At 73.3% G+C, this 25,268-nt stretch carries 24 protein-coding genes and 1 pseudogene; 7 read left to right on the top strand and 18 right to left on the bottom strand.

Annotated features, from left to right (window positions below; translation table 11 throughout):
* Window positions 1-372, top strand: a pseudogene (locus tag BLW78_RS27705) (porin family protein); the annotation flags it as partial.
* 530 nt (window positions 373-902) lie between these two features.
* Here BLW78_RS27705 and BLW78_RS27700 read toward each other — a convergent pair.
* A complete protein-coding gene (locus tag BLW78_RS27700; RefSeq protein WP_020096044.1) occupies window positions 903-3,014 on the bottom strand; it encodes a putative bifunctional diguanylate cyclase/phosphodiesterase in 2,112 nt (703 codons plus the stop codon).
* Window positions 3,015-3,260: 246 nt separating this feature from the next.
* Between BLW78_RS27700 and BLW78_RS27695 the strand changes: the two genes are divergently transcribed.
* Window positions 3,261-3,617: a VOC family protein gene (locus BLW78_RS27695; protein ID WP_020096043.1), complete on the top strand. Its 357-nt coding sequence runs from the start codon at window positions 3,261-3,263 to the stop codon at window positions 3,615-3,617.
* A gap of 39 nt (window positions 3,618-3,656) precedes the next feature.
* Here BLW78_RS27695 and BLW78_RS27690 read toward each other — a convergent pair whose 3' ends face one another.
* Window positions 3,657-3,953 (bottom strand): hypothetical protein, encoded by a 297-nt coding sequence (locus BLW78_RS27690; protein ID WP_234081578.1) that lies wholly within the window; start codon window positions 3,951-3,953, stop codon window positions 3,657-3,659.
* A gap of 95 nt (window positions 3,954-4,048) precedes the next feature.
* On the opposite strand from BLW78_RS27690, the gene BLW78_RS27685 reads away from it, so the two are divergent.
* The gene (locus tag BLW78_RS27685) at window positions 4,049-4,483 is read left to right on the top strand and encodes a hypothetical protein (RefSeq protein WP_244527084.1); all 435 of its coding nucleotides are present in this window, start codon (window positions 4,049-4,051) and stop codon (window positions 4,481-4,483) included.
* Window positions 4,484-4,509: 26 nt separating this feature from the next.
* On the opposite strand, the gene BLW78_RS27680 is transcribed toward BLW78_RS27685, so the two are convergent.
* The 14 genes from BLW78_RS27680 to BLW78_RS27615 all read right to left on the bottom strand — a co-directional run bounded on the left by BLW78_RS27680 (window position 4,510) and on the right by BLW78_RS27615 (window position 17,014).
* Window positions 4,510-5,202 (bottom strand): response regulator transcription factor, encoded by a 693-nt coding sequence (locus tag BLW78_RS27680; RefSeq protein WP_091683319.1) that lies wholly within the window; start codon window positions 5,200-5,202, stop codon window positions 4,510-4,512.
* On the bottom strand, window positions 5,199-5,732 hold the full coding sequence (locus tag BLW78_RS27675; RefSeq protein WP_091683318.1) for an MxaH protein: 534 nt from the start codon (window positions 5,730-5,732) through the stop codon (window positions 5,199-5,201). The genes BLW78_RS27680 and BLW78_RS27675 overlap by 4 nt, the downstream gene beginning before the upstream one ends.
* Window positions 5,729-6,679, bottom strand: a complete 951-nt coding sequence (locus BLW78_RS27670; protein ID WP_091683317.1) for a YncE family protein — start codon at window positions 6,677-6,679, stop codon at window positions 5,729-5,731. Before BLW78_RS27670 ends, BLW78_RS27675 begins: the two co-directional genes overlap by 4 nt.
* Before the next feature lie 8 nt (window positions 6,680-6,687).
* A complete protein-coding gene (locus BLW78_RS27665; RefSeq protein ID WP_056529798.1) occupies window positions 6,688-7,242 on the bottom strand; it encodes an SRPBCC family protein in 555 nt (184 codons plus the stop codon).
* Between the two features lie 2 nt (window positions 7,243-7,244).
* Window positions 7,245-8,312: a vWA domain-containing protein gene (locus BLW78_RS27660; RefSeq protein WP_091683316.1), complete on the bottom strand. Its 1,068-nt coding sequence runs from the start codon at window positions 8,310-8,312 to the stop codon at window positions 7,245-7,247.
* Window positions 8,309-8,941, bottom strand: a complete 633-nt coding sequence (locus BLW78_RS27655; protein ID WP_091683315.1) for an MxaK protein — start codon at window positions 8,939-8,941, stop codon at window positions 8,309-8,311. Before BLW78_RS27655 ends, BLW78_RS27660 begins: the two co-directional genes overlap by 4 nt.
* On the bottom strand, window positions 8,938-9,990 hold the full coding sequence (locus BLW78_RS27650) for a vWA domain-containing protein (protein WP_091683314.1): 1,053 nt from the start codon (window positions 9,988-9,990) through the stop codon (window positions 8,938-8,940). The genes BLW78_RS27655 and BLW78_RS27650 overlap by 4 nt, the downstream gene beginning before the upstream one ends.
* Window positions 9,991-9,994: 4 nt before the next feature.
* On the bottom strand, window positions 9,995-11,011 hold the full coding sequence (locus BLW78_RS27645; protein ID WP_244527083.1) for a nonribosomal peptide synthetase MxaA: 1,017 nt from the start codon (window positions 11,009-11,011) through the stop codon (window positions 9,995-9,997).
* A 2-nt stretch (window positions 11,012-11,013) separates the two neighbouring features.
* Window positions 11,014-11,868: a DUF58 domain-containing protein gene (locus BLW78_RS27640; protein ID WP_091683324.1), complete on the bottom strand. Its 855-nt coding sequence runs from the start codon at window positions 11,866-11,868 to the stop codon at window positions 11,014-11,016.
* The gene (locus BLW78_RS27635; RefSeq protein ID WP_091683313.1) at window positions 11,865-12,896 is read right to left on the bottom strand and encodes an AAA family ATPase; all 1,032 of its coding nucleotides are present in this window, start codon (window positions 12,894-12,896) and stop codon (window positions 11,865-11,867) included. Before BLW78_RS27635 ends, BLW78_RS27640 begins: the two co-directional genes overlap by 4 nt.
* Window positions 12,897-12,998: 102 nt before the next feature.
* The gene (locus BLW78_RS27630) at window positions 12,999-13,289 is read right to left on the bottom strand and encodes a methanol dehydrogenase [cytochrome c] subunit (protein WP_012321128.1); all 291 of its coding nucleotides are present in this window, start codon (window positions 13,287-13,289) and stop codon (window positions 12,999-13,001) included.
* Window positions 13,290-13,375: 86 nt separating this feature from the next.
* A complete protein-coding gene (moxG, locus tag BLW78_RS27625) occupies window positions 13,376-13,963 on the bottom strand; it encodes a cytochrome c(L), periplasmic (protein WP_020096029.1) in 588 nt (195 codons plus the stop codon).
* Window positions 13,964-14,059: 96 nt separating this feature from the next.
* Window positions 14,060-14,968: a methanol oxidation system protein MoxJ gene (moxJ, locus tag BLW78_RS27620; protein ID WP_091683312.1), complete on the bottom strand. Its 909-nt coding sequence runs from the start codon at window positions 14,966-14,968 to the stop codon at window positions 14,060-14,062.
* A 162-nt stretch (window positions 14,969-15,130) separates the two neighbouring features.
* Entirely contained in the window at window positions 15,131-17,014 is a 1,884-nt protein-coding gene (locus BLW78_RS27615; protein ID WP_026605374.1) for a methanol/ethanol family PQQ-dependent dehydrogenase, read from the bottom strand.
* 381 nt (window positions 17,015-17,395) lie between these two features.
* On the opposite strand from BLW78_RS27615, the gene BLW78_RS27610 reads away from it, so the two are divergent.
* From BLW78_RS27610 to BLW78_RS27595, 4 genes are all read left to right on the top strand, one after another.
* Window positions 17,396-18,259, top strand: coding sequence for a S1 family peptidase (locus BLW78_RS27610; protein ID WP_091683311.1), 864 nt, complete (start codon window positions 17,396-17,398; stop codon window positions 18,257-18,259).
* A 168-nt stretch (window positions 18,260-18,427) separates the two neighbouring features.
* Window positions 18,428-19,885 (top strand): cytochrome P450, encoded by a 1,458-nt coding sequence (locus BLW78_RS27605; RefSeq protein ID WP_091683310.1) that lies wholly within the window; start codon window positions 18,428-18,430, stop codon window positions 19,883-19,885.
* Window positions 19,875-22,358, top strand: coding sequence for a putative bifunctional diguanylate cyclase/phosphodiesterase (locus tag BLW78_RS27600; RefSeq protein WP_244527082.1), 2,484 nt, complete (start codon window positions 19,875-19,877; stop codon window positions 22,356-22,358). The genes BLW78_RS27605 and BLW78_RS27600 overlap by 11 nt, the downstream gene beginning before the upstream one ends.
* Window positions 22,359-22,446: 88 nt before the next feature.
* Complete coding sequence (locus BLW78_RS27595; RefSeq protein ID WP_091683308.1) at window positions 22,447-23,388, top strand: hydroxyacid dehydrogenase; 942 nt, start codon at window positions 22,447-22,449, stop codon at window positions 23,386-23,388.
* Between the two features lie 82 nt (window positions 23,389-23,470).
* Here BLW78_RS27595 and BLW78_RS27590 read toward each other — a convergent pair whose 3' ends face one another.
* Together BLW78_RS27590 and BLW78_RS27585 are read right to left on the bottom strand one after the other, a co-directional pair.
* Window positions 23,471-23,710 carry a hypothetical protein gene (locus BLW78_RS27590; RefSeq protein WP_020096021.1) on the bottom strand — a complete coding sequence of 80 codons (240 nt, stop codon included), beginning with the start codon at window positions 23,708-23,710 and terminating at the stop codon, window positions 23,471-23,473.
* Between the two features lie 112 nt (window positions 23,711-23,822).
* Window positions 23,823-25,268 (bottom strand): adenylate/guanylate cyclase domain-containing protein, encoded by a 1,446-nt coding sequence (locus BLW78_RS27585; protein WP_244527081.1) that lies wholly within the window; start codon window positions 25,266-25,268, stop codon window positions 23,823-23,825.

Genomic DNA, 25,268 nt, shown 5'->3' with positions numbered 1-25,268 from the left:
GGCCGCCTCGGCTACGCCTTCGACCGCACCCTCGTGTACGGCACCGGCGGCTTCGCCTACGGCTCGGGCAGCGCCGACCGCTCCTTCGGCGGCTACGCCGGCAACGACAGCTTCCGCACCGGCTGGGCCGTCGGCGGCGGCATCGAGTACGCCCTGCCCACCGACTCGTTCCTGAACTTCTTCCGCTCCTCGGCCGTGACGCTCAAGGTCGAAGGCCTGTACGTCAACCTCGACCGCAACACCCGCAACCAGGGCGCGTTCGTCATCAACGCCGCCAACAACTTCCCGGTCGTCTACAGCGGCATCGGCCGCCGCTCCGACGAGTTCGCCGTCGTCCGCGCCGGCCTGAACTACAAGTTCGGCTCCTACTGAGATCGACCAGCGACGGTCGGGTGCGACGCTCGCATCCCGACCGTCGCACCCGACCCGACACGCGAAGGGGCCGCTTCCCACAGGAGGCGGCCCCTTCGCCGTTCAGGCGGGCCGAACGCGGCCCGCCGTCCTCGCGAGCGCGGCGGCGCGGAAGCTCGACGGCCGGCCGACGATGCGGCCGGCCCGGGATCGAGCCTCAGCCGATCGCCCAGAAGAGCGGCAGGGCGCCCGCCAGGAACAGCGCTGAGGAGATGAGCACGGCGACGCGCTCGCGATGGCGGAGGATGAGGGCGTGGGGCTGGGCGAACATGGGATGGCGGAGCTGAGGGAGCCGGATCGGAGGTGCGCGGTCACGCTGGCATCCGAACCTTGACGGATCGGGGGCAGGTCGCGTCATCCACAGGCGGTCGTCGGCGGGTGTCGCGGCCGTGCCACAGAGGCCGGCGGCAGGGCCGCCGCTCGGCGCTCCGCACCGGTACCGCGACGAGCGTTCGGGCGTCCGGGCCGTCGCCGGGGCGTCGCGGCGCGCCTCAGGCGACGGCCGAGTCGGGGCGGCCGGGTGGCACGAACGTTTCGGACGCGTCGATCTGCGCGGCGAACCGCTCGATCGGCTGCGGACTGCTGATCAGGTAGCCCTGGACCTCGTCGCAGGCCTCCGCGGCCAGGAAGCGCATCTGCGCCTCCGTCTCGACGCCCTCCGCCACGACGCTCATCCCGAGGCTGCGGCCGAGCCCCAGAACCGCCCGCACGATCACCGCCGCCTGCGGGCTGACCTCGACATGGCCCACGAAGGACCGGTCGATCTTGATCTTGTCGAAGGGGAAGGCCTGCAGCGTCGCGAGGGACGAGTAGCCGGTGCCGAAATCGTCCATCGCGATGGACACGCCGAAGGCCTTCAGCCGGCGCAGGATGCCGAGCGCCCGCGCCATGTCGTTGATGATCAGGGTCTCGGTGATCTCGAGTTCGAGCCGCGTCGGCGCGAGGCCCGTCTCGGTCAGGATGGCCAGCACGCGCTCGGGCAGATCCGCCTGCTGGAACTGGCGCGGCGACAGGTTCACCGCCACCTTCAGCGGGTGCGCCCAGCGGGCCGCCTCGCGGCAGGCGGCCCGGAGCACCCACTCGCCGAGCGGCAGGATCAGCCCGCTCTCCTCCGCCAGGGGGATGAAGGCGTTCGGCGGCACGAGGCCGCGGGTCGGATGCTCCCAGCGCACGAGCGCCTCGAACCCGAGAAGCCGGCCGGTGGCGGTGCTCACCTGCGGTTGATAGTGCAGGATGAGCTCGTCGCCCTCGATCGCCTGGCGCAGGTCGCGCTCCAGATCGCGCCGGGCCGCCTCGGCCGCGTCCATCGCGGGCTCGAACACCCGGTGGGTGTTCCGCCCCTCGGTCTTCGCCCGGTACAGGGCGAGGTCGGCGCGGCGGACCAGCGTCTCGCTGTCGAAGCCGTGGCCGGGTGCCCGGGCGATGCCGACGCTCAGGCCCACCTTCAGCCGCCGCTTGCCGAAGGGGATCGGCGCCTGGACGGCCGCGATCAGGCGCGCCGCCAGGGCCTCCGCGCGGGTGGGGTCGTCCGCATCGGCAACCAGCACGGCGAACTCGTCGCCGCTGAAGCGCGCCACCATGTCGTCGGCCCGCAGCACCGCGCGGATGCGATGGGCCACCGCCCGGAGCAGGAAGTCCCCGGCCGCGTGGCCGAGGCTGTCGTTGACGGCCTTGAAGCGGTCGAGGTCGAGGCACAGCACCGCGCAGGTGCCGCCGTTCAGATGCAGGTCGGCGAGCCGGATCTCGAGCCGCTCGTAGAACAGGGCGCGGTTGGGCAGGTCGGTGAGGCCGTCGTGGCGCGCCATGTGGGCGACCTGCCCCTCGGCGGCCTTGCGGGCGCTGATGTCGATCTGGGTGCCGATGAAGCGCACCGCGCGGCCGTCGGCGGCGCGCGCCACCACCTTGCCGCGCGTCATCATCCAGGCCCAGGAGCCGTCCTTGCGGCGCATGCGATGCTCGGACATGTAGGTCGGCGCCCGCCCGCTCAGGTGCTCGATCAGGGCCCGCTCGGCCGCGCCCGCATCCTCCGGGTGGAGCAGGGCCCGCCACGTCCGCGCGTGGCTCGCCAGTTCGCCGGGCTCGTAGCCCAGGACCCCCCACCAGCGGTCGGAGGACCACGCCTCCCCGGTCGTGAGATCGCAGTCCCAGAGCCCGTCGCTGCCCGCATCCTGCGCCAGGGCGAGGCGGGTCTCGCTGACCTGCAGCGTCTCCTCCGCCCGCTTGCGCGCGGTGATGTCCGTGAAGGTCCGCACCGCACCGCCGTCGGGCAGCGGCACGGTGCGGATCTCCAGCACGGTGCCGTCGGGGCGCTCGCGCTCGTAGGTGTGGGCGCGGCACTCCAGGCCGCCCGCGGCCACCCAGCGCTGCAGGGTCTCGCTCGCCTTCCCGAACTCGCCCCGCGCGATCTGGTATTGCCGCACCGCCTCGAAGGTCGGGCGGGACCGCATCAGGTCCGGCGGCAGGTCGAGCAGCGCGAGGGCGCGGGCATTACAGACCTGAACGACGCCGGCGGCGTCGATCATCATCAGCCCCTGATCCATCGTGTCGAGAACGGTGTCGAGGAGCTTCGCCTTCTCCCGCAGCGCGACCGTCCCACTGTTCATACCCGGGGATCCCAATCGTCCGCCTGGGCGAACATTCTGCTGGACGGTGCGAGGTCCCACCGGCGCGGACGGTACCATCGGGGAGCTTTCCGGATTCTTTCCGGAGGCCCGCTTTCAATCGCTGCGTGCACTTCCGGGCGGCGGACCGCGACGAGGCCGGGGCGCGGATTCCCGAGGCGCCGTCCCGGGCCTTGCCGGGCCGCCCGCGGAGCCCTCTGATAGGCGGCGCGCAGCGGGGACCGGGCCATGGCCGTGAAGCGGATCGTCACCAACATCCGGACCACGCAGGTCGAGGCGGCGCGGTCCTTCTACGCGGAGGTGCTCGGCCTGGAAGTGGTCATGGATCACGGCTGGATCCTGACCTTCGCGGCCCCCGGGATGTCGGCGACGCCGCAGATCAGCGTGGCCAGCGCGGGCGGCTCGGGCACGCCGGTTCCCGACATCTCGGTCGAGGTCGACGACCTGGCGGAGGTCCTCGCCCGCGTGAGGCGGGCGGGCCTGCCCGTGCTGTACGGCCCGGCCCGTGAGCCCTGGGGCGTGGAGCGGTTCTACGTCCGCGACCCGTTCGACCGGCTGGTCAACATCGTCGCCCATCTGGCGTGAGGCCGCGCGCGAGGCCCTCCGTGAGGCCGGGCCGGCCGCTCACTCGGCCTCGTCCCGGACCAGGGAGATGCAGGTCCGCACCATCTCCTCGAGCCGCAGGTCCTTGGTGTCCCCGATATTGGCGGTCTCCTCCAGACAGCGCATGAAGTACGCCGCGTCCAGCTTGGGCGACAGCGTGTGGAAGGCCCGGCCCATCCGGGTCGAGAAATCGATCTTGTCGGTCGCGCTCGCCCGCGGCCACAGCGAGGCCTTGTCGTCCACGGTCAGGCGGGCGGCCTTCGCCGGCAAAGTCGCGCAGGCCAGAGTCACTAAGACGATTATAAGCTTGGTCTGCATTGTAAATCTCCGATCCAGCGGCATAGAACTGCGCGACTCTTCGCAGCGGTGACGGTCGACGGACGCGCTGCTCCTGCGACTGGATGGGAGAAGCGATGCGCGCGATCCGTCTTTCCGGCCCGATCTCGGCCGGCCTCCTGGGTCTTCTGACGGCCCAGGCCCACGCTCAGGCGCAGCCCCCCGCGCAGCCCATCCCGCAACCCCCGATCCAGCCCCAGGGACAGCCCCCGATGCAGGCGCAGGACCCGGCGGCCGCCGATCCGCGGCGCAATCAGGCCGCGAAGCTCGCGGGGCTCGCCGGTTTCGTGAACCTCGAATGTCCCGGCCTGCGCAGCGATCCCGCGCGCCTCAAGCAGACCGTCGAGGCCCTGGGCGTCGACGCGGCGAGTCTGGAGACCGGCGACCTGCACCTGACCGCGACCCGCTACATCGCGGCCTACCAGAAGGACGTCGCGGCCAATTGCCGGAAGGCCGAGGCGACGTTCGGGCCGCAGGGATCGATCGTTCCCGGCCTGATCGTGCCGCGGTAGCCCCGGCCCGCTGACGGCGGTCGTCGTCACACCGGGCGCCCGTCCCGCGACAGGGCGATGCGCAGGAGGTCGGCTAGGCTGCCGGCGCCGAGCTTCTGCTTCATGCCCGAGACGACGGCCGACACGCTCCGGTGGCTCATCGACAGGCTGTCGGCGATCGCCTCGTTGGACTTGCCCGCCCCCAGCAGCGACAGCACCTGAACCTCCCGCGCGGTCAGGCGTGCCAGGGGCGATTCCAGGAGCCCGGCATTCAGCATCGCGATCTTGGTCGCGACCTCGTGCGGCAGGTAGCTGTGCCCGGCCGACACGGTCGCCAGCGCCTCGTGGAAGCGCGTCACCGCCGTGTCCTTCAGGACGAAGCCGTGCGCCCCGCCCTCGATGGCCCGGGCGACGATCACCGGATCGTCGTGCATGCTGAAGGCGAGGATCCGGGTCGCCGGCTCGAGGGCCCGCACCCGGCGGATCAGCGACAGGCCCGACAGCCCCTGGTCGCGGAAGCCCAGGTCGGTCACCACCAGCCCGGGCCGGTGGCGGTGGAAGGTGCGGTAGCCCGACACCACGTCCGCGGCCTCGTGGACCGCCCGGACGCCGGCATCCTCGGCGAGATGGCGGAAGCCGCGCCGCACGACCGGGTGGTCGTCGACGATCAGCACCGCGTCGAGAACCCGCGGGCCGTCCCGCCCCGCCGGACGGTCGGCCGAGGCCCGGGCGACGCTCACGGCGTCCCCTCGCCGACCGGGTGCGGGCCGGCGAGGCGCGCCAGCGCGGCCGCGTGGTCGGCCCCCTGCATCCGGGCGTTGTAGTAGTGCTGGCACATCTCGCCGTAGAGGCTCTTGCGGCGGCCGCGCCCCGCCGCGATGCCGCCGAGACCGTCGAGGATCGCGCCGTAGCCCTCGCCGATGTCGGCCTCGGCCAGCATCTGGCCGAGCTGGACGGTGCGGTTGGCGATCATGCGCGGGTCCTCGATGAAGCCGTCCCGGGCTCCGGCCAGCGCCGTCGCCATCGCGCGCACGCGGGGATCGTCGGCCGGCAGGGCCTTGCCGGCCTCGCGGCCCGCGAGCCAGCGGGCCGGGTCGGTCCCGTCGGTCGGCGCGAGCCAGGCCGGCAGGGTGCCCTCGGCGGTGGTGGCCACCACCGCGCCGGCCTCGTCGGCGCGCGCGTCGGCGCGCTCGTCCGCCCCGCGGTCGCAGGCGCCGAGGGCCAGCAGGACCAGCCCGGACGCGATCCCGATGCGGCCGGCCCGTCTCATCGCGCGGGCTCCCCCGCCAGGACCGTGCGCGGGCCCTCCGCCACCTTGATGCGCGCCGTCTCGCGCCACGTGGCGAGGTCGATCACCGAGACGTCGTCCGAGAACCAGTTCGCCACGTAGGCAAGCGGACCTGCCACCGCGATGCCCTCGGGATAGGGGCCCACCGCCACGGTGGCGACGATCTCGAGCCGGGCCGCGTCGATCACCGTCACGGCGGCGGCGTGCTGGTTAGTGACCAGGACGCGGCTGCCGTCCCCGGTGACCGCCACGCCGTAGGGCATCCGGCCGGCCGGAACCGTGGCGCGGGCCCGCAGCGTCGCCGTGTCGATCACCGTGAGGTCGCCGCTGCGCACGTTGGCGACGTAGAGGCTGGCCTCGTCCGGTGCGAGCGCCAGGGCGAAGGGCGCCTCGCCGGTCGGGACCACGGCCACGCGGGCCATCGTCCCGGTGTCGATCACGCTGACCTGACGACTCTCGCGGTCGGCGACGTAGAGCCGCCCGCGCCGGTCGAGGACGAGGTGGGCCGGGTCGCGGCCCACCGCCGCCGCGCCCTCGACGGCGCCGGTCGCCGCGGAGATCCGCAGGACGCGGTCGCCCGACCAGTCGCCGACGAAGAGGTGCGCCCCGTCCGGGCTCGCCGCGAGGCCGAAGGCCTGGCCGGGGACGGGCAGGCGCCGGGGCGGCGCGCCGGGCGCGACGACGGTGACGGCGTGCCCGTCCGGGTGGGTCAGATAGAGGCGGCCGGCCCGGTCGGTCGCCGCCGCCACCGGCGCCGGTCCGAGCGGGATCCGCCCGGCCACTTTCCCGGCCTCGATCCGCGCCAGCTCGGCCCCCTGCTGGCTGACGACCCAGACCGGGTCGCCGGCCGCGGACGCGTCACTGGTCCCGGCGCCGGTCCCGGCCGCGACCGCGACCGCGAGCGTCGCGATCAGCCACAGGTGGCGCATGCGGGGCCTCAATGGGTCGTCCGGCCCTCGACGGCCGCCTTCAAGCCCTTGAGCCCGTCCGCGAAGTAGCGGTTCATCGCCGTGCGCCCGGCCTCGTCGCTGAGAGTCTCCGGCGGCTCGTTGCCGGTGTCGCCCCGGTAGAAGCGGCCGATCCACGACACCTTGGAGCCGGTCCCGTCCGGGGTCACGGTGAGCGTCGCCGAGTAGGAGGAGACGGGGAGCGCCTTCAGGTCCGGGTCGGACATTCGGTACGAGTAGGTCCGGCCGTCGGCCAGCCACTCGTCCAGCCCCTCGACCAGGGTGCCGCCGGCCTTGAGGGTCACCCGGCGGGTCGTGCCCTCGACGTTGCCGCCACTGGCCTCGGCCTTGGCCACGTCCGGGTGCCAGCGCCCGATGCCGCCGAAATCGCCCACCACCTTCCAGACCGCCTCCGGGGGCGCCTGGATGGTGATCGACTGGTCGATCTTCTGCGGCGTCGGCCCGTGGGCCAGCGCCGCGCCGGCGAGGCCGACGACGGCGAGGGCCGGGGCGAGGGCCGGAAAGAGGGCGAGGGGCATCCGCATGGTCAGGTCCTGATCGCTCCGGTTGGAGCAGGGGTTAGAGCAGGGTGGCCCGCGCGCCCGCGGAGCGCGCGAAGGGCGCGGGCGAGGGGGCCCGCCAGGAGGGCCAGGAGCGTCAGAACCAGGGCCGTCGCCAGGAGGGCGGGCCGCGGGTCGAGGCGGCCGGGCAGCGGGCGCGGCGTCGCCGCGGCGCGCAGAGGGGCGGCGAGACCGCCCGGGCCGTCGAGATGGACGTAGTCGAGGCCGGTCTCGGCGGCGAGGCGCTTCAGGTAGGGCTCGCGGACCGACGAGAGGTGCTCGGTGCCGTGGGCGGCCTGGGCTCCGAAGGGGGCGTTGCGCGGGTTGTAGCCCTCGCGCGACTCCGCGTCGGCCGGGGGCGGCCCGGAGCGGTTCTCCTGCTGGACGTCGCCCTCGCCGAGGAAGCCCGTCTCGCGCCCGCGATCGTCGAAGCGCGGGATCGGCGACAGGCCGTAGCCGCCCGCGCCGACGATCAGCCCGCGCACCGCGCCGGGCCTGCCGTCGAAGGTCGGGCCGCCGGAGGCGGGCAGGGGCGGCGTCTCCTGGCCGTCGGTGAGGAACAGGAGGTCGGCGTCGATCTCCCCCGCCATGGCGATCGACCGGAACAGGCCGGCCGCGATGCGGCTGTCCCCCTCCCAGGCCATGCGCGGGTCGAGGGCCGCGATGGCGCCGTCCAGCGGCGCGAAGTCGGCGCAGACCTCGACCGGCGTGAACAGCAGGAACGGCCGCCGGTCGGTGAACAGGCCGAGCGCCACCCGCGAGCCGCAGGGGAGGTCGGGCAGCATCGCCCGCAGCGCCGCCTTTACGGTCTCGAGCCGGCTCATCGACCCGCCGGCGGCAGGATAGTCGCGCACCGCCATGCTGCCGGTGATGTCGACCAACGCCAACACCGACACGCCGGTGCGGGTGACCGGGATCGGCGGCGCGACCAGGGCCGCCAGCGCCAGCGCGAGGGCGGCCGCCAGGGCGCGGAACCGCCCGTCGCGCAGGTTGCGGGCGACGAGGGTGGGCAGGACCGAGGGCAGGACGGGGGGAAGGACGCGCCGCGGGCTCACGGGCCGCCCCGCGGCTGGCCGGGGATGTCGGTCCAGATCTTCTTCGGCTCGGCGCGCAGCTCGTCCCCGGTCTTGCGGTCGAATTCCGGGTAGTCGCGCACGAGGCGCGAGGCGACGTCGAGGTTGTACTTGGCGTCCCAGAACTCGGGCCGGGCCTGGAGGGCGCGGCGGTAATCCTGCCGCGCCAGCGTCACCTGGGGCGCGGCCTTGTCGAGGTCGCCCCGGCCGATCAGCGCGAAGGCCTGCCGCATCCGCGCGTTGCCGATGACGTACCGCGCCCGGGCCGCCTCCCGCACCGCGCCGGCGCGGTCGAGGGCGTCGAGGAGGGGCTCGGTCTCGCCGAGACGGTCCCGGGCGGCGAGGAATCCGATCCGCGCCGCCAGGAGGGCCGGCCGCGCATCCGGCTCGACCGGCCGGTCGCGGCCCGCCTCCAGGGCGGCGATCCGGTCGTCGTCGCGCGCGGCTCTCCAGCCCGAGACGGCGAACCACAGGGCGGCGGCCGCGAGGACCAGCGGCAGCGCGACCAGCAGGGCCGGCCGGACCCGGCGCCACGCCGCCGCGGCGCCGAGGCGGGGGAGGGCGGCGCGGCGGCGCGGGGCCGGGCCGTCGAGGAGGGCGCCGGCGCTCATGCCGCCCTCCGCGCCGCCGCGCCCGCGGCCTCCGTCGCGGTCTCCGCACCGGCCGGGGCCCCCGCGAGGTCCGCCTCGGCGAGCTTGGCCAGGACGAGCGCGGCGAGGCCGAGGGCGGCGAGCGCGGCGGCGAGCCCGGTCAGGTCCCGGCGCGGGCGCTCCTCGACGTAGGGGATCGGGTCCCGCTCCAGGGCCTCGATCTGCCGGATGGCGGCGGCCACCGCCTCGGCGCCCTCGGCCTCGAAGGCGCGGTAGGGCACGCCGAGGCTCTTGAAGAACAGGTCGAGATGGCGCTCCGGAGCGGCCTGGGGCGTGTCCTCGCCGGCCGGCCGGTCGGCGATGCCGGGCGATCCCTGCGTGCGCAGGAACAGCCAGTACAGGTTCGGCCGGATTCGCGCGACCGCGGCGCGCAGCTGGTCCTGGATGCGCGGGTCGATCACCGCCGCGCCGTCGGAGACCAGCAGGAGAACCCGCGAGGCGCCGACATCGATTCCGAACTGCGACAGGGCCATGCCGAGGCCCCGGCCGATATTGGTGTAGTCGAGGCCGGGCCGGTCGATGGCGGCGATCGCCGCCCGCACGGCGTCGTGGCGGTCGGTCATCGGCATGACCAGCATCGGCGCGGTGGAGAAGGCCGTCACGGCGAACAGATCGTGCGCCCGGGCGCCGACGAAATCGGCCAGGAGGCGCCGGGAGGCCGCGGCCTTCGATTCCTCGGCGCCGGAGGGCTGCCGGCCCGCGAAGGTCTCGTTCATGCTGCCCGAGCGGTCGATCAGCAGCGAGACCTGCGCGCCGATGCCGAGGCGCTCGATCCTTGCGCCCGTCCGGTAGGGGCCCGCCAGGGCCACGATCAGGCCGGCGATGGCCAGGACGCCGGCGAGCGTCAGCGCCCGGCCGAGCCAGGCCGAGAGGGGGTCGGCCGGGGCGGCGGCGACCGCCGGCACGGCCGTCCGGCGCAGGGCCGAGCGGGCCAGCGGCAGCAGCGCCAGCGGCAGCAGCCACAGGACCCAGGGATCGGTCGCGCCGAGGCGGGCGAGGAGATCGGTCACGGCCTCACGCGCTCCGCTCCGCCGCCGCGAGGCGCGCCAGGAGCGCCTCGGCCTCGGCGCGGGGCCAAGCCGCGCGCGCGGCCGGCAGGCGACCGCCGAAGAAGGCGAGGCGCGAGGCCTCGAAGAAGCGCGCGAGCCCCGCCGCCTGGCCCCTGAAGGCCCCGTGCCGGGCGAGGAAGGCGCCGAGATCGTCGGCCAGCACCCGCCTCCCGTCGGTCCCATCGAGGCCCCGGTGCAGGGCCAGCAGCGCCGCCCGGTAGGCCTGATCGGGCCCGGCCCCCGCCCGCTGCCGCCGGAGCGCGCGCAGAGCCGCCGCGAAGGGCCGGCCCCGCCGCTGCCGGAACGGTCCCCAGGCCCGATCGTGCGCCAGCGCCAGCGCGGCGAGGCCCGCGAGGGCGCCGAGACCCGCCGCCGCCGCGACGTCCGGCCCGGGATCGATCCGCCCGCTCCGGCCGTCCGGGCGCAGGTACTCGGCCGGATCCTCGCGCCGCTGCGGCTGCACCTCGCGCAGGGGCGAGACGCCGAGGCTCCAGCCCGGCACCTGGACGGCCGCGGTGGTGAGCCCGGTCGCCGCCTCGCTCGCCAGCGTCAGGGGGAAGCCCGGCACCTCCAGGGTGCGGGCGTCGAGGGCGGCGTAGAAGCTCTGGTAGGTGAGGCGCAGGCGCACCCGCCGGCCGCCGGCCGCCGGGGCCTCGTCGACCGCGACGGCGCGCAGGTCGAGCCAGTAGGTCACCGGACCGGGTCGGGGCAGGGTCGCGCGCTGCAGCCGGAAGTCGGGATCGGCCAGGATCTCCACCTGCGCCTCGACCAGGTCGCCCAGGAAGATCCCGAAGGGCCGGGGGCTGCGCACCTCGACGGAGCGCACCTGCGCGGCGGCCGGGCCGGCCGTCAGGGCGAGCGGCGCGGCCAGGATGCCGGCCAGGACACCGGCGAGGACGCCGGCGCGGAGGCTGGCGAAGAGGCTGGCGGAGAGGCCGGCGGAGAGGCCGGCCGGCAGGAGGGCGGGACCGCGCGCGCCCATGCTCAGGTCGTCATCAGGTGGCGGGTGAGCGCCTGGGCGTCGAAGCGCCCGGCGAGCTGGAAGACCCGGCGGGCGAAGGGCGCGGCGGCGCGCTCCAGGGCGGCGATCCGGTCCCGCTCCCGGGCGATCCAGGCCCGGCGCAGGCTCGGGCGCAGCAGGACCACGCGGCGGCCGCCGCCCTCGAGATCGTCGAGTTCGACGAGGCCGAAGGCCGGCAGCGCCTCCGCCTCGGCGGGGTCGGCGAGCAGGATCGGCACCGTGTCGTGCGGCGCCAGGGCGGCGAAGACCCGGGCGATCAGGGCCTCGGGCCAGCGGAAGTCGGAGGCGAGGAAGACGAGCTTCGGCCGCCCGGCGAGCCGCCGCGCGGCCTCGAGCATGCCGGCGCAGCCGCGTCCCGCGCGCGGCGCGCCCGCGACCCGCTCGGCCGCGGCGACGGCCGCGCCCCGGTGGCGGGTGGCGGGCAGGGTGAGGTCGTCGCGCAGGGTCTCGTCGCAGCCGATCAGGCCGAACCCGTCGCTGATCCGGGTCGCCGACACGGCCAGGGCCCGGCAGAGATCGCCCGTGAGCCGCGCCCGGTCGGCCGTGCCGGAAAAGCCCATCGAGGCCGAGAGATCGACCAGGACCCAGGTCTCGACCGCGGTCCGCGCCTCGAAGCGGCGGACATGCACGCCCTCGAACGGGTCGCGCAGCGTCGCGCGCAGGTCGATGCGGCGGGCATCCGGCAGTTGCAGGAACGGCACCTGATCGCGGAACGGGCCGGCGCCGCCGGCGTCGCGCCCCCGGTGGAGGCCGGCCCGGCTGCCGCGCGGCCGCCAGCGCGGCAGGTAGACGATGTCGGCCGTGCGCGGGTCGCTCACGGCGCCGGCACCGTCTCGAACGCGGCCCGGCACAGGGCGGGCACGATCGCGCCGCGCTGCAATTCGTGGACGGGCTCGAGGAAGACGCGGTGGGCCATCACCTCGGTGAAGACCGCCCGCACGTCCTCCGGCACCAGCCACTCGCGGCCCTCCAGCCACGCCCGCACCCGGGCGGCGCGCACCAGGAAGGCGACGCCGCGCGGGGAGGCACCGCCCTGCACCAGGGTGGCGGTGTCGAGGCCCGGGAGCCGGATCCCGGCCTCCGCGGGGCGGACCAGCGCGTCCCAGAGGGCCACCACGTAGGCCTCGATCGACGGCTCCGCGCGGACGGCATGCTGGATCGCGGCCGCGATGCCGCCGATCCGGGCGTGGTCGAGCACGCCCTCGGCGACCGCGCCGACGAGGGCGTCGGTGTCGTGGAAGCGCGGGTCGAAGACCAGGCTCCGGCGCACCGCCGCGTCCCGGGGCGCCTCCAGCCCGATCTCCATCAGGAAGCGGTCGCGGGCCGCGGCCGGCAGCTCGAAGGTCTCCTCGCGCTCGACGCGGTTGCGGTCGGCGAAGACCTGCAGGTTCGGGAACGCGTAGGTGCGGCCGAAGGCCTGGACGCTGCGCTCGGCCATCAGCCGGAGCAGCAGGGCGTGGACCTGCGGCCGCGCCCGGTTGATCTCGTTGAAGAAGAACACCGAGAGATCCTCGGCCCGGGCCAGGACCGGGCCGGGATCGACCCGCGGCCGGCCGTCGGGGCCGAGATAGGTGTGGTAGATCAGGTCGGTCGGCATCATGTCGACCGTGCCCTCGACGCGCTCGTAGGCCCCGCCCAGCGCCCGGGCCACCGCCCGCAGCAGGGTGGTCTTGCCGACGCCGACATCGCCCTCGAGCATCACGTGGCCGCGGGCGAAGATCGCGATCGTCACGAGGCGGATCGCCCGCTCCTGGCCGACCACCGCCTTGGCGACCTCCGCCTCGAAGCGGGCCGCCGCCGCCCGCCAGTCGGTGAGCATCGTGTCTCCGGAACGGAGGGTGTTCATGAGGCGGTGCCTGCGCGTGTCGATGCGGCGTGCGCTGCCGAGCGTCGCTGTGGGCCGGCGCCGCGGCGCGGGCCGGCCCCAGGACGGTCGGATCGGTCGCGATCAGTTCGAAGAGATCTTGGCGACGTCGTACTCGAACTTGCCGGTCTTCTTGGCGTTCTCGATCCGCTTCCTGTTGCGCTCCTCCATCTGCTTGATGGATTCGGCCTGCTTGCTGACCTCCTTCGGGTCGTGCTTGGGATCGTACTTGGTCCCGGCGACCTTCTCGGGGAAGCCGGGCTTCGGCTGCCAGCAATTGCCCGGCGCCTTGCAGGTCTGACCGTCGTAGGCCAGCGCCGGCACCGCGAAGGCCGCCCCCGCGATCAGCATCGCCGCCGTGATCACTGTGCGCATCGTAGATTCCTCCGTCTCTTCCTGGGGCGGCCGGTCGGGCCGCCGGTTCGCCCCGTCTTGCGCGGGGCGCGACTTGCCGAGAACGGCTAGTCCAGCGGCTTGCACTGGCCGGGCACGTCCTTGGCAAAGGTCTCGCCCTCCTTGAAGGGCTTGTAGGTCTTCTTCTGCTCGTCGGTGAGCCACTCGGCATCCTTCACCGGGCCCGTGTAGAGATGACGGATCCAGGCGATGACCTGCAGCATCTCGTCGGGATTGAGATCCTCGTTGTGCGGTCCCATCATGCCGTTGGCGCCGCCCCAGAGGGTCGCGAACAGGCCGACATCGGTCGTGTTCGCCGGGTAGGTCCAGTAATCGTCGTTGAGGCCGGGCCCGACCTTGCCCTCGCCGAGATGGCCGTGGCAGCCGGAGCACGAGGTCAGGAACAGGCTCTCGCCGTTCCGCAGGCAGGACTTGTCGTCGATGTAGAGGTTCTTCCCGGTCTGGAAGAAGGTCTTGACCGCCTGCGTGTCCCGCCCGCCCGGCTTGCCCTCGGCCGTGTCCATCGCCTCGCCGGTGATGGTGTTGCGGAAGACGATGCCGGTCTGCGGGCCGGACTGGGGCTGCGCGCGGGCCGCGGCGGGCATCGCCACGGCGAGGGTGAGAAGGGCGACGCGGGCCGAACGTACGATGTGCATCTGTTGAGCGGGTCCTGATGTCCTGATCGATGGCCCGGACGCGCCGGGCCGGTCTCGGTGGGGCGGTCTCGGTGGGGCGGTCTCGGTGGGGCAGCCTCAGTTCGAGGCGACGACCGGCACACCGTCCTGCTTGAGGATCGTCGCGATGGCGGGCCGGGCCTTCTCGATCCCGGCGTCGAGGGCCTTGCGCAGGGCCTCGTCGTCCTTGCGCACGCCCATCGACTGGTCGAAGACCTGCGGGACCTTGCGGCCGTCGCTGCCGACCGTGTCGGCCGGGACCAGCGTCATGCGCAGCGGCGTCGGGGAATCCTTGACGTAGCGGGCCACGTCCGGGCCGAAGGCGACGCCGACATCGGCCTTGTCGTTGGCGACCTCGCTGACGATGCGGGCCGGGTCGATCTGGGTGTACTGGTTGCGCGGCGAGCGGAAGTTCACCAGCGAGTAGAGGTAGGCCATGTCCTCCTCGTAGCGGCCGATATCCTTGAGCATCGCCTCGCCGGGGGAGCCGAACGGCACCACCATGTGGTCGAGGGTCTTGAGCCGCGGGTCGGACCAGGACTTCACGTCGAGATCCTTGTCGGCGCGGGTGATGAAGACGTAGCCGCTCCGGTAGTACGGCCGGGTGGTCAGCACCCGCGGGTCGTCGCTGTCGAGGCCGACGACCACGTCGCAGGTCCGCTTCTCCAGGCCGTCGCGGACGAGGTAGATCGCGGGCTTCTCGAGCCAGACGAAGACGGGCTTCTTCCCCATCGCCTCGGCGACGGCGACCGCGACGCGGTTCTCGAGCCCGGAGCCGTCCTTCATCGAGAGGGGCGGCTGCTTCTCGGAGGCGCAGATCCGCAGGGTCGCGGGGTCGGCCGGCGGGGCGGCCGGGGCCTTGCCGGGATCCGACTGGATGGCCTGGGCCTCGGATTCCTGGGCCGCCACCGGCCCGGCGGCCAGGGTGGCGAGCGTCAGGACGGCGGCGAAGCGGGCCGCCAGGATGCGTGCGCGCGGGCGCGGCATGGACGTTGATCCCTGTTGTCGAAGCGTTTCTTGATGGCATGTCCGGATGGCATGTCCGGAGGGACAGGCGGGGCGCCAGAGGGCCTCGCCTGTCGGGATCTGATCCCAGCACCCCGCCGGCCGAGGGGCCGACGGGATGCAGGCGGCGGTTACTGGGGGGCCTTACTTGGCGGCGTGCTGCGCGTACTCGCCGACGTTCGGGTCGTCGTACGGGCCCTTGCCGTCCAGCGAGAACACCATCACGCCGCCGCCCATCTGGGTGTAGTTGGCGAGCTTCTTGAAGGCGCCCACCGCGCCGAGACCGGCGGTCGGGTCGGCGAGGTCGAACACCAGGCCCACGCCCGGCCAGCCGCCGACGCCGTAGTAGATGGCGACGTACTGCGTGCCCTTGTGGGTGTAGGTGATCGGGTAGCCGATGGCGCCCGACGGCAGCTTGAACTTCCAGAGGAGGTCGCCGTTGTCGGAGTCGCGCGCCTTGATGAAGCCGTCCAGCGTCCCGTAGAGGACGAGGTCGCCGGCGGTGGCGGTGGTGCCACCCCAGACCGCGAAGCGCTCCATCTTCTCCCAGTTGAACTTGCCGGTGATGGCGTTGTAGCTCTTGATCTGGCCGAGGCCCTCGTAGTTCTGCCGGTCACCCTTCGGGCCCGGATACATGTTCAGCGTCGCACCGACGAAGAACTGACCCGCGCGGTAGGGCAGCATGAAGGGCTCCCAATCCATGCAGATGTGGTTGATGCCCATGTAGAAGGCTTGCCGCTTCGGGTCGTAGGAATCGTGGCCCTGGTTGTGGTAGCCCATCGCCGAGGGGCAGATGTCCTTGGCGAGGTGGTCCATCCGGGTGCCGTATTCCGGATCGCGCACCGGCGTGCCGGTCTTCAGATCCACCGACTTGAACACGTTGACGGTGTCGTCGATCTTGTTGGCCGAGACCAGCGTGCCGTCCGTCCGGTCGAGGGTGTAGACGATGCCGTTGCGGTCCGGGTGGGTGAGGAGCTTCCTCATCTTCCCGTCCTTGTCCTTCTGGTCGGACAGCATCATCACGTTGACGCCGGCATAGTCCCACTCGTCGTGGGGCGTCTTCTGGTAGCCGAACTTCGCCTCGCCGGTGTCGGCGTCGCGGCCGAAGATCGTCATCGTCCACTTGTTGTCGCCGGGACGCATGGTCTCGTTCCACGGCGCCGGGTTGCCGGTGCCGAAATAGATCAAGTTGGTGCCCGGATCGTAGGCGTACCAGCCCCAGTTGGTGCCGCCGCCGATCTTCCAGGCGTCGCCCTCCCAGGTCGAGGTGCCGAGGCCCTTCTGGCCGTAATGGGCGTTGTGGATGTTGAAGTCCTTGGCGAGCAGCAGGTCCTCGTCCGGGCCGGTGGCGTAGGCGCGCCAGACCTGCGCGCCGGTCTTGACGTCGTAGGCGGTGAGGTAGCCGCGCACGCCGAGCTCGGCGCCCGAGGAGCCGATGATCACCTTGTCCTTCACCACGTAGGGGGCGATCGTGAGGGTCGAGCCGACCTTGATGTCGGAGTTCTCGACCTTCCACACCGTCTCGCCGGTCTGGGCGTTGAGGGCGGCGACGTTGCCGTCGAGCTGGGTCTTGAGGATCAGCGCCGGGGTCTTGCCGTCGCCGGGCCAGTAGGCGAGGCCGCGGTTCACGAGATCGCAGCAGGCCACCGAGCGCGCGGCCGGGTTCTGCTTGGGCTTGTCCTGCCAGAGGATCTTGCCCGGATCGTCGAGGCCGAGGGCGAAGGTGTTGTTGGGGAACGAGGTGTGGATGTACATGACGCCGTCGACGACGAGCGGCGCGCCCTCGTGGCCGTTGAGCAGGCCGGTGGAGAACGTCCAGGACGGCTTGAGCTGCTTGACGTTGCTCTTGTTGATCTGCGTCAGGTCGCTGTAATTGTTCGAGTCGTAGTTCTTACCGGGCATCACCCAGTTCTCGTCGCTCTTCGATTTCTCGACGAGCTTGTCGTTGGCCTGCGCCACGCCCGCCATGGCGACCGGCGCGAGCGCCATGATCGCCAATGCCGAGACGGAATTCCGGAGCCTGATCATCCTGCGTCTCCTCGCCGGACTGCCACGCCGTTTGGCCTCGCAGTCATCGTGGTGTTGATTCGATGGCGACACGACTTTCACCGAAAAATCCGCCTCCAGCGTCGCGATAACCGGGCTATTTCCAGTATTCGCTGAGCTTATGAAAGACTTATTATCGTTGTGCGCCACTTGATTATTCGCACGGCTTGTAATGCGTGTCTTTGCAAAACGAAACATTTCTTTTCGGGATGATTTGGCAACAGAACACCGGAGATCTGGTAAGATCACGGAGACCTTGACCGAGAGCCGGCCGCTATCCCAGACAGGTGGGCCAGACAGGTGGGAACGATACGCGGGCGTGCGGGCCCGGAGCCGTCCGCCGACCCGTCCCGGGAGGACGCCATGGGTCATGTCACGGGCTGCGCGGCCCGCTCTCCGGCGCTGGCCGCCTGCTGGGCGGCTCTCGCCCTGGCGCCTGCGGCTCTGGCACCCGCGACCTTGGCGCCTGCGGCCCTGGCGGCCGGGACCGGCGGGGAACGCCGTCTCGCGGCGCTCTACCAGCAGGACGGGCGGCGCGAGCTGACGGGGGCCGACCTGGAGCGCTTTCCCGGCGCGGGTGTCCTGTGGTGCCGGCGCCCGGACGGGATTCCCCAGAAGGCCGCCGCCGCGTGGCTGATCGGGAGCCGGTCCCTCGTGCTGATGAACGCGCACAATTTCCGCAATCGACAACTGGAGGTTACTCGAAACGTCGCCGACTGCTACTTTCAGATAGCAGGTCGGAACTACGCCTTCGTGCCCGAGATCCTGGAACTCGGCGTCGAGCCCGAGGCGCGGCGCCTGCACATCACCGACGACTGGGCGCTGCTGCGCCTCGCCGAGCCGGCCGAGGCGCGGCCGCAGCCGATCCCGGACCCGCCCACCCTTCCGACCGGCGACCTGACGCTCCCGGTGACGATGGTCTCACCGGCCGGGCACGAGAACTACCGGGGGCAGAGCAGCCGGGAATCCTGCGCCGTCCGGCGGATCGATCCGCCGAGCGAGGGCGCGATCCGCCGCGCCCGCCACGATTGCAACGACGGCTACGGCGGATCGGGCTCGGGCCTGTTCGACGCGGAGGGCCATCTCATCGCGATGCAGAGCGCGTCGCTCTCGATGAACCAGCGCCACGCCTTCGACATCGAGTTCCATTACGGCTCGGCCCTGCTGATCGAGGGCCGGCTCCGCGAGGCCCTCGAGGCTCAGGCCCGCGCGACCCGGGACCGCTAGGGCGGGCCGCCCCCGGGTGTCCGCGGCGCCTCCCCGGGAATCCGGTAAGCTCCCGGTAAGCAAGGCGGCGGTTTCCGCCCCGGCGCCGGGGGAAGCGCTCGACGGCGCCGCGGCGGCAAGCCAAAACTTAACGTTGAACCTCGAATCTGGTCCCGCGAGGGAGCCGGTATGCCCGCTGTCGGAACGTTCAGGGTCTGCGCGCCGGGACGGCCGCCGTTCGCGGCGGCCGTGGCAGAGGGCGTGGCCGAGGCGGTCGCGCTACCATCCGTGCTCGTCACGATGCTGGGCAGCCTGATCGAGGCCTGGCCCCGGCAGATCTACACACAACCCCTGGTGACCACCCGCTTCCTCGGCCAGCGGACCACCTACGTCTGCGATCCCGGCCACATCCGCGGCCTGATGGTCGACCAGGCCGAGGCGCTGGAGCGGGAGCCGTTCATGCTCCGGGCGCTGGCCCCGGCCCTCGGGGCGGGGGTCCTCACCGCGGACGGGGACCACTGGCGGCGTCAGCGCAGGACCGCGACCCCGATGTTCCGCCCGGACCGGGTCCGGAGCTTCGTGCCGGCCATGGCCCGGGCCGCCGCGGCGACGCGGGCGCGCTGGCGCGACGCCGGTCCCGCCGGGAGCGAGCGGGACATCCTGCGCGAGATGATGCGCACGACGTTCGACGTCATCGTCGCCACGATGGTGTCGGGCGATCCCCACCTGGAGGTCGGGTCCTTCGGGGCCGCGATGGACGCCTATCTCGGCCAGACCAGCTGGAAGATCGCCCTGGAGATGCTGCGGGCGCCGGCCTGGGTCCCGCATCCGGGGTCCCGGGCCGGGGCGGAGGCGGTGCGCTACCTGCGCGGCGAGGTCGCCCGCACGATCGCGCGCCGCCGGGCCCGCGGCGAGCCCGGCTCCGACCTCCTCGGCCTCCTGCTGCAGGCGCGGGACCCGGAGACCGGCGCGCCGCTCACGGAGGCGAGCCTCGTCGACAACCTGCTGACCTTCGTGTCCGCCGGCCACGAGACCACCGCCCTGGCGCTGGCCTGGACCTTCCGGGTCCTGGCCGAGCACCCGGAGGTGGAGGAGCGCGTCGTCGCCGAGATGGCGCGCCTCGGCGCCGATCCCGAGTCCGATCCCGGTTCCGTGGACCGGCTCCCCTACACGCGTCAGGTGCTCCTTGAGGTGATGCGCCTCTATCCGCCGGCCCCGCTGATCGTGCGGCGGACGCGGGCCCCGGTCCGGCTCGGGGACACGATCGTGCCGGCCGGGCAGTCGGTCCACGTGCCGGTCTACGCCCTGCACCGGCACGCGCTGCTCTGGGACAGGCCGGAGGCGTTCGACCCGGGCCGCTTCGCGCCGGAGCGGGCCGCCGCGCGCGACCGCTACGCCTACCTGCCGTTCGGAGCCGGCCCGCGGGTCTGCATCGGCATGGGCCTCGCCCTGACCGAGTGCCTCGTCGTCCTGGCGACGCTGCTGCCCGCCTTCCGCCTCCGGCCGGTGACGGCGGAGATGCCGGCGGCGCAGTTCCGCGTGACCCTGCGGCCCAGGGGCGGCCTGACCATGAGGGTCGCGCCCCGCCACGGGGCCGGGCAGGGGGACGGGCACGGGGCCGAGCAGGGGGCGGCCCATGCCGCCTGAGATGTCGCCCGAGGTGTCGCCCGAGATCTCCGCGGGCGCGACCGGGCCGGGCGCGCGGCGGGGGACCTGGCCGGACCGCCGGCCGGGATCGCTGCTCGGCCGCCTCTTCGGTCCCGACGCCGACGACGCGCTGCCGAGCCGCTACCGCCTGCAGGTGCGGGCGGGGCTCCTCGACGAGACGCTGAAGCTCGCCACCTACTCGGCGGTGACGCACCTGATCATCGCGCTGGCCGTCGCGTACTTCTTCTGGAGTTCGGCCTCGCACACCTACCTCCTCGGCCTGCTCGCCGTGGTCGCGGTGCTGATCACGGCGGCGACCTACGCGACCTGGCTCTACTGGCGCACCCACGGCGACACCGCCTCGGCGCACACCGTCCGGTGGGGCTGCCGGATCTCCGCCGGCCTCGCCTTCGCCCTGGGCCTCGCCTGGGCGACCCTGCCGGTCGTGCTGTTCGCCCCCTCCGGCGGCGACGCGCGGCTGCTCGTCGTCGCCATCGTGGCCGGCCTGATCTCGGACGCCTACGTGGTCGGCCCGCTCCTGTCGGTCTCGTACCTGTTCGCGGTCCCGGTCATCGTCGGCAGCTTCGTCGGGCTGGCCCGGTCCGGGGAGCCGGTCGCGCTCAGCATCGGCTTCCTGCTCGCCGTCTACGCGATCTTCGTGGTGACGAGCGTGAGCCGCATGAGCCGCCTGTCGCGCCAGCGCATCCTCGACCGCGTGCGGGTCGAGGACCAGAGCGAGACGATCGGGCTGCTGCTCAACGCCTTCGAGGCGAATGCCAGCGACTGGCTGTGGGAGACGGACGGGACCGGACGGTTCCAGCACGTCTCCACCCGGATGGCGGACGTGCTGGCCTGCCCGGTGCAGAGGCTCCAGCACGCCTCGTTCCCGGCGCTGCTCGCCGGCCGGGCGGAGGCGCCCCCCGAGGCCGACCAGAGCGCCGACCTCGTGGACCGTCTCCGGCGCGGCGTCGCCTTCCACCAGCACCTGATCGCCGTCGACACGCCGGCCGGCCGGCGCTGGCTCCGGCTGAGCGGCAAGCCGTTCCTCGACCAGAAGGGGCGCTTCGCCGGGTTCCGGGGCGTCGGCTCCGACGTGACCGAGGCCCGCCGGGCGGAGGCGCACATCGCCTATCTGGCCACCCGGGACCCGATGACCGGCCTGTCGAACCGGGTCATGTTCCACGACGTCGCGTCCGAGGCCTGCGCGGCCGCCGCGCAGAATGCGCCGCAGAACGCGCAACCGGCCCCGGACGCGACGGTCAGCCTGCTCTACCTCGACCTCGACGGCTTCAAGACCGTCAACGACAGCATCGGCCACGCCGCGGGCGACGCCCTGCTGGGGCAGGTCGCCGATCGCCTGCGCGCCCTGCTCCCGGCCGACGCGCAGGCGTTCCGTCTCGGGGGCGACGAGTTCGCGATCCTGCAGCGCGGCCGGGACGGCGCGGCCGCGCAGGCCCTGGCCGAGGCCACGATCGCGACCCTGCGCGAGCCCTACCTCATCGACGGCGTCCGGGCGGAGATCGGCGTCAGCATCGGGATCGCCTGCGCCCCCGCGGACGCGACCGAGCCCGAGGACCTGCTCCGGAAGGCGGATCTCGCGCTCTACAGCGCCAAGCAGGGCGGCAAGGGGCGCTGGCGGGGCTTCGACCGCGACCTGGACGTGCGCGTCCAGCGCCGGCACGAACTCGACGAGGCGATGCGCCAGGCCCTAGCCGACGGCGAGATGGCGCTGCACTACCAGCCTTTGGTCAGCCTGCAGGACGGCCAAGTGGTCGGCTGCGAGGCGCTGCTCCGCTGGACCCGGCCCGGTCTCGGCCCCGTCTCGCCCGCCGAGCTGATCCCGATCGCCGAGGGAACGGGCTTCATCCTCGCGCTCGGGCGCTGGGCCCTGCGGCGGGCCTGCGCGGAGGCGCTGACCTGGCCGGTGCGCCTGCGCGTCGCCGTCAACATCTCGTCGGTCCATTTCCGCCGGCCCGACTTCTTCGCCGACGTCGCGGCGGTGCTGGTCGAGACCGGCCTCGCGGCGGACCGCCTGGAGATCGAGATCACCGAGTCGATCTTCCTCGCCAACACGCCGCACGTGCTGGACAATCTCCGCTCCTTGCGGGCGCTCGGCGTGCGGATCGCCCTCGACGATTTCGGGACGGGCTACTCCTCGCTGAGCTACCTGACGCAGTTCCCGGTCGACAAGATCAAGATCGACCGCGCCTTCGTGCGCGACCTGAGCAGCCGCCCCGAATGCCTGACGGTGATCGAGGCGATCATGGTCATCGCCCGCGACCTGCGCATCGACGTCACCGTGGAGGGCGTCGAGACCGAGCAGCAGGCCGAGCTGCTCCGGCTGCGGCGCTGCAACAGCGCGCAGGGCTTCCTGTACAGCCCGGCCCGGCCGCCCGAGGAGATCCCCGGCCTGATCGAGAGCCTGCCCCGGCGGGCGCTCCCGACGGAGCGGGCGGTCCGCGCGGTCGCCTGAGGGCGGGCGAACCCGGATCCGGGTTGCCACGCGGGCCGGAACGGCTCTAGCGGGAGACGACCACGCGGAACCGGGACACAGGCGCGCCATGCCCAAGGTCGTCATCAGCGAGTTCATGGACGAGGCCGCGATCGCGGCCGAGCTCGCCGGCCTCGACGTGCAGTACGATCCGGGTCTCGTCGACCGGCCCGGGGACCTCGCCGCCGCCGTGGCCCGGGCCGACGCCCTGATCGTGCGCAACCGGACGCAGGTGCGCGGCGCGCTGCTCGACGCCGCCCGCGACCTCAAGGTCGTCGGCCGCCTCGGCGTCGGCCTCGACAACATCGACGTCCCGGCCTGCCGGGACCGGGGCATCGCGGTCTACCCGGCCACCGGCGCCAACGACGGCGCGGTCGCCGAGTACGTGGTCGCCACCGCGCTGCTGCTCCTGCGCGGCGCCTACGGGGCCACGGCCCGCGTGGCGGCCGGGACGTGGCCGCGCAACGCCCTGATGGGCCGCGAGATCGCCGGCAAGCGCCTCGGCCTCGTCGGCTTCGGGTCGATCGCCCGCGAGACCGCCCGGAGGGCGGCGGCCCTCGGCATGACGGTCGCCGCCCACGACCCCTTCGTGGCCGCGGGCGACCCGGCCTGGAACCCGGCCTACGGCCCTGTGCGGCCCCTGGCGCTCGACGCGCTGATCGCCCAGAGCGACGTGCTCTCGCTGCACGTGCCACTCACCGATCAGACCCGCGGGTTGATCGACGCGGCGGTGCTGGCGCGGATGCCGAAGGGCGCGATCCTGATCAACGCGGCAAGGGGCGGGGTGGTGGACGAGGCCGCCGTGGCGCAAGCCCTGCGGTCCGGCCATCTCGGCGGCGCGGCGCTGGACGTGTTCGACCGCGAGCCCCTCGACGCGGCGGCGGGCGCCGTCTTCGCCGACGTGCCGAACCTGATCCTCACGCCGCACATCGCCGGGGTGACGCAGGAATCGAACGTGCGCGTCTCCGCCGTCACGGCCGCGGCCGTCCGCCGCCACCTCACGAGGGACTGAACCGGAGGGCCCGCGCGCTGATGCACATCGACGGCAACCTGCGCGCCGCGCGGGTCGCCTTCGACGGGCTCGACCGGGAGGCTCAGCGCAGGGCGAGCACCTGGGCAGCGTGCGAGGCGACGGCCTGCACGGCCGGGAGATCGTAGGCGTAGACGCGGCCGGCCAGGATCGCGAGCGCCAGCGTCCAGAACACCGCACCGCCGACGCGCCGCGCCGTGCGGTCGCCGGTCGAGGTGGCCGGGCAGGCGCCGGCGACGCCGTCGGCGACGGGCTCGCCGAACGGATCGAAGGCCGGCGACTGGTTTTCAGAGGCGCTGCGCATGGTGCCGAATGTCGCGCTCGGCAGGTCCGTTCGCAATGGACACGTCTTTCGAATTTCGCTGCGCACGGAGATGCTTGTTCTCCATTCGATCCCGACGACAGGCAGGTTCTTCTCAGAGGGCCGGTTCGACCGCCGGAAACGCGATATCTTCTTCCCGGCGGGGGCCGGGACCGCCCGCTCCCGGGGCGGCGGGCGTGTGGTAGGCCATGGGCTCGCGGCGCCCCCGCAGGGGCTCGCGGCTGACTTCGCGCCACGCCTCGGCCGGCGCCCCCGCGGCCCGCCGCGCGGCCTCCGAGACCAGGATCGGGACGCCGTGGAGCTTGGTCGCCTGCTCGAGGCGGGCGGCGACGTTGACGGCGTCGCCCAGCACGGTGAACTCGTAGCGCGCCTCCTCGCCGATGATCCCGCAGAACACCTCGCCGTGATGGACGCCGACACCGATGCGCACGGCCTGCGCGGGTGCGGCCCTGTCGGTCCAGCGGGCGATCACCGCGACGAGGTCCTGCGCGAAGGCGAGGGCGCGGGCCGCGTCGTCGGGCCGGGGCTCGGGCAGGCCGAACACCACCAGGGCGCCGTCGCCGATGAACTTGTCGACCACGCCGCCCCGCAGGCGGGCGAGGCGCGTCACCCGCCGCCGGAAGGCGGACAGGAACTCGGAGAGCCGGTGCGGATCCAGGCTCTCGGCCAGGGTGGTCGAGCCGCGCATGTCGACGAACACGATGGCGGCCTGCTGGCGGCGGCCGGCCTTCAGGCTCCCGTCGCCGTCGGCGAGCCGCAGGACCAGCTCCTGCGGCAGGAACCGCGACAGCCGGTTGCGCCGGGTCGCCTCCCGCAGGGCCGACACGGCGAACAGCACGAACAGCACCGCCAGGGCCCCGACCATGACCCAGATGGCCAGGGCGATCCGCGACACCGTCGCCTGCCGCCGCTCCATCCGCCGCGCCTCGTGCGCCTCCATGCGGCGCACCCGGTTGCGGATCGCGTCCATCACCTGCTTGCCGCGCCCGTCCGCCACGGAGGCGCGGGCCGCCGCGCCGTCGCCGGCGCGCGTGAGGGCGACGCTGGCGCCGAGCTCGTCGAGCTTCCGGCGGATCAGCCCGGCCAGGGTGTCGAGGTCGCCCCGCTGGTCGGGATCGTCCTGGACGAGGTCGCGCAGGAGATCGAGCTGCTGGTCGACGTTCAGCCGCCCCTCTGTGAAGGGCAGCAGGAAGGCCTCGTCGCCGGTGAGCAGGTAGCCGCGCTGGCCGGTCTCGGCGTCCTGCACCGCCGACAGGACCCGGGCGAGGCGCCCGTCCACCGCCACGGTGTGGCGCACGGCGTCGACGCCGCGCTGCTGGTACACGAAGGCGCCGAGCGCGATGGCGGTCATCACCAGGATCGTGGCGAACCCCACCGTCATCCAGGTCACGGTGCGCGAGCGCAGGGATCGCTGCACCCGCGCCCCCACGCGCGCGCCGACACGCGCCCTGACCGAGGCGGCGTCCGGCGCGGCGTCGCTCCGGTCCGATTCTGTTGCGGTGGCGGGCACGGCGGCGGGCGCGGGCGCTGGGACGGACAT

It is taken from the genome of Methylobacterium sp. 275MFSha3.1 (assembly GCF_900108435.1).
Classification (GTDB): domain Bacteria; phylum Pseudomonadota; class Alphaproteobacteria; order Rhizobiales; family Beijerinckiaceae; genus Methylobacterium.
The sequence above is the reverse complement of the archived record's forward strand: the minus strand, read 5'-3'. Positions and strand labels throughout refer to the sequence as shown.

Bases quoted from the DNA above. Each gene is read 5' to 3' on its own strand.
- BLW78_RS27700 (WP_020096044.1), bottom strand. From the start codon at position 3,014: ATGAACAGTGGGACGGTCGCGCTGCGGGAGAAGGCGAAGCTCCTCGAC.
- BLW78_RS27695 (WP_020096043.1), top strand. From the start codon at position 3,261: ATGGCCGTGAAGCGGATCGTCACCAACATCCGGACCACGCAGGTCGAG.
- BLW78_RS27690 (WP_234081578.1), bottom strand. From the start codon at position 3,953: ATGCAGACCAAGCTTATAATCGTCTTAGTGACTCTGGCCTGCGCGACT.
- BLW78_RS27685 (WP_244527084.1), top strand. From the start codon at position 4,049: ATGCGCGCGATCCGTCTTTCCGGCCCGATCTCGGCCGGCCTCCTGGGT.
- BLW78_RS27675 (WP_091683318.1), bottom strand. From the start codon at position 5,732: ATGAGACGGGCCGGCCGCATCGGGATCGCGTCCGGGCTGGTCCTGCTG.
- BLW78_RS27670 (WP_091683317.1), bottom strand. From the start codon at position 6,679: ATGCGCCACCTGTGGCTGATCGCGACGCTCGCGGTCGCGGTCGCGGCC.
- BLW78_RS27665 (WP_056529798.1), bottom strand. From the start codon at position 7,242: ATGCGGATGCCCCTCGCCCTCTTTCCGGCCCTCGCCCCGGCCCTCGCC.
- BLW78_RS27655 (WP_091683315.1), bottom strand. From the start codon at position 8,941: ATGAGCGCCGGCGCCCTCCTCGACGGCCCGGCCCCGCGCCGCCGCGCC.
- BLW78_RS27645 (WP_244527083.1), bottom strand. From the start codon at position 11,011: ATGGGCGCGCGCGGTCCCGCCCTCCTGCCGGCCGGCCTCTCCGCCGGC.
- BLW78_RS27635 (WP_091683313.1), bottom strand. From the start codon at position 12,896: ATGAACACCCTCCGTTCCGGAGACACGATGCTCACCGACTGGCGGGCG.
- BLW78_RS27630 (WP_012321128.1), bottom strand. From the start codon at position 13,289: ATGCGCACAGTGATCACGGCGGCGATGCTGATCGCGGGGGCGGCCTTC.
- moxG (WP_020096029.1), bottom strand. From the start codon at position 13,963: ATGCACATCGTACGTTCGGCCCGCGTCGCCCTTCTCACCCTCGCCGTG.
- moxJ (WP_091683312.1), bottom strand. From the start codon at position 14,968: ATGCCGCGCCCGCGCGCACGCATCCTGGCGGCCCGCTTCGCCGCCGTC.
- BLW78_RS27615 (WP_026605374.1), bottom strand. From the start codon at position 17,014: ATGATCAGGCTCCGGAATTCCGTCTCGGCATTGGCGATCATGGCGCTC.
- BLW78_RS27610 (WP_091683311.1), top strand. From the start codon at position 17,396: ATGGGTCATGTCACGGGCTGCGCGGCCCGCTCTCCGGCGCTGGCCGCC.
- BLW78_RS27605 (WP_091683310.1), top strand. From the start codon at position 18,428: ATGCCCGCTGTCGGAACGTTCAGGGTCTGCGCGCCGGGACGGCCGCCG.
- BLW78_RS27600 (WP_244527082.1), top strand. From the start codon at position 19,875: ATGCCGCCTGAGATGTCGCCCGAGGTGTCGCCCGAGATCTCCGCGGGC.
- BLW78_RS27595 (WP_091683308.1), top strand. From the start codon at position 22,447: ATGCCCAAGGTCGTCATCAGCGAGTTCATGGACGAGGCCGCGATCGCG.
- BLW78_RS27590 (WP_020096021.1), bottom strand. From the start codon at position 23,710: ATGCGCAGCGCCTCTGAAAACCAGTCGCCGGCCTTCGATCCGTTCGGC.
- BLW78_RS27585 (WP_244527081.1), bottom strand. From the start codon at position 25,268: ATGTCCGTCCCAGCGCCCGCGCCCGCCGCCGTGCCCGCCACCGCAACA.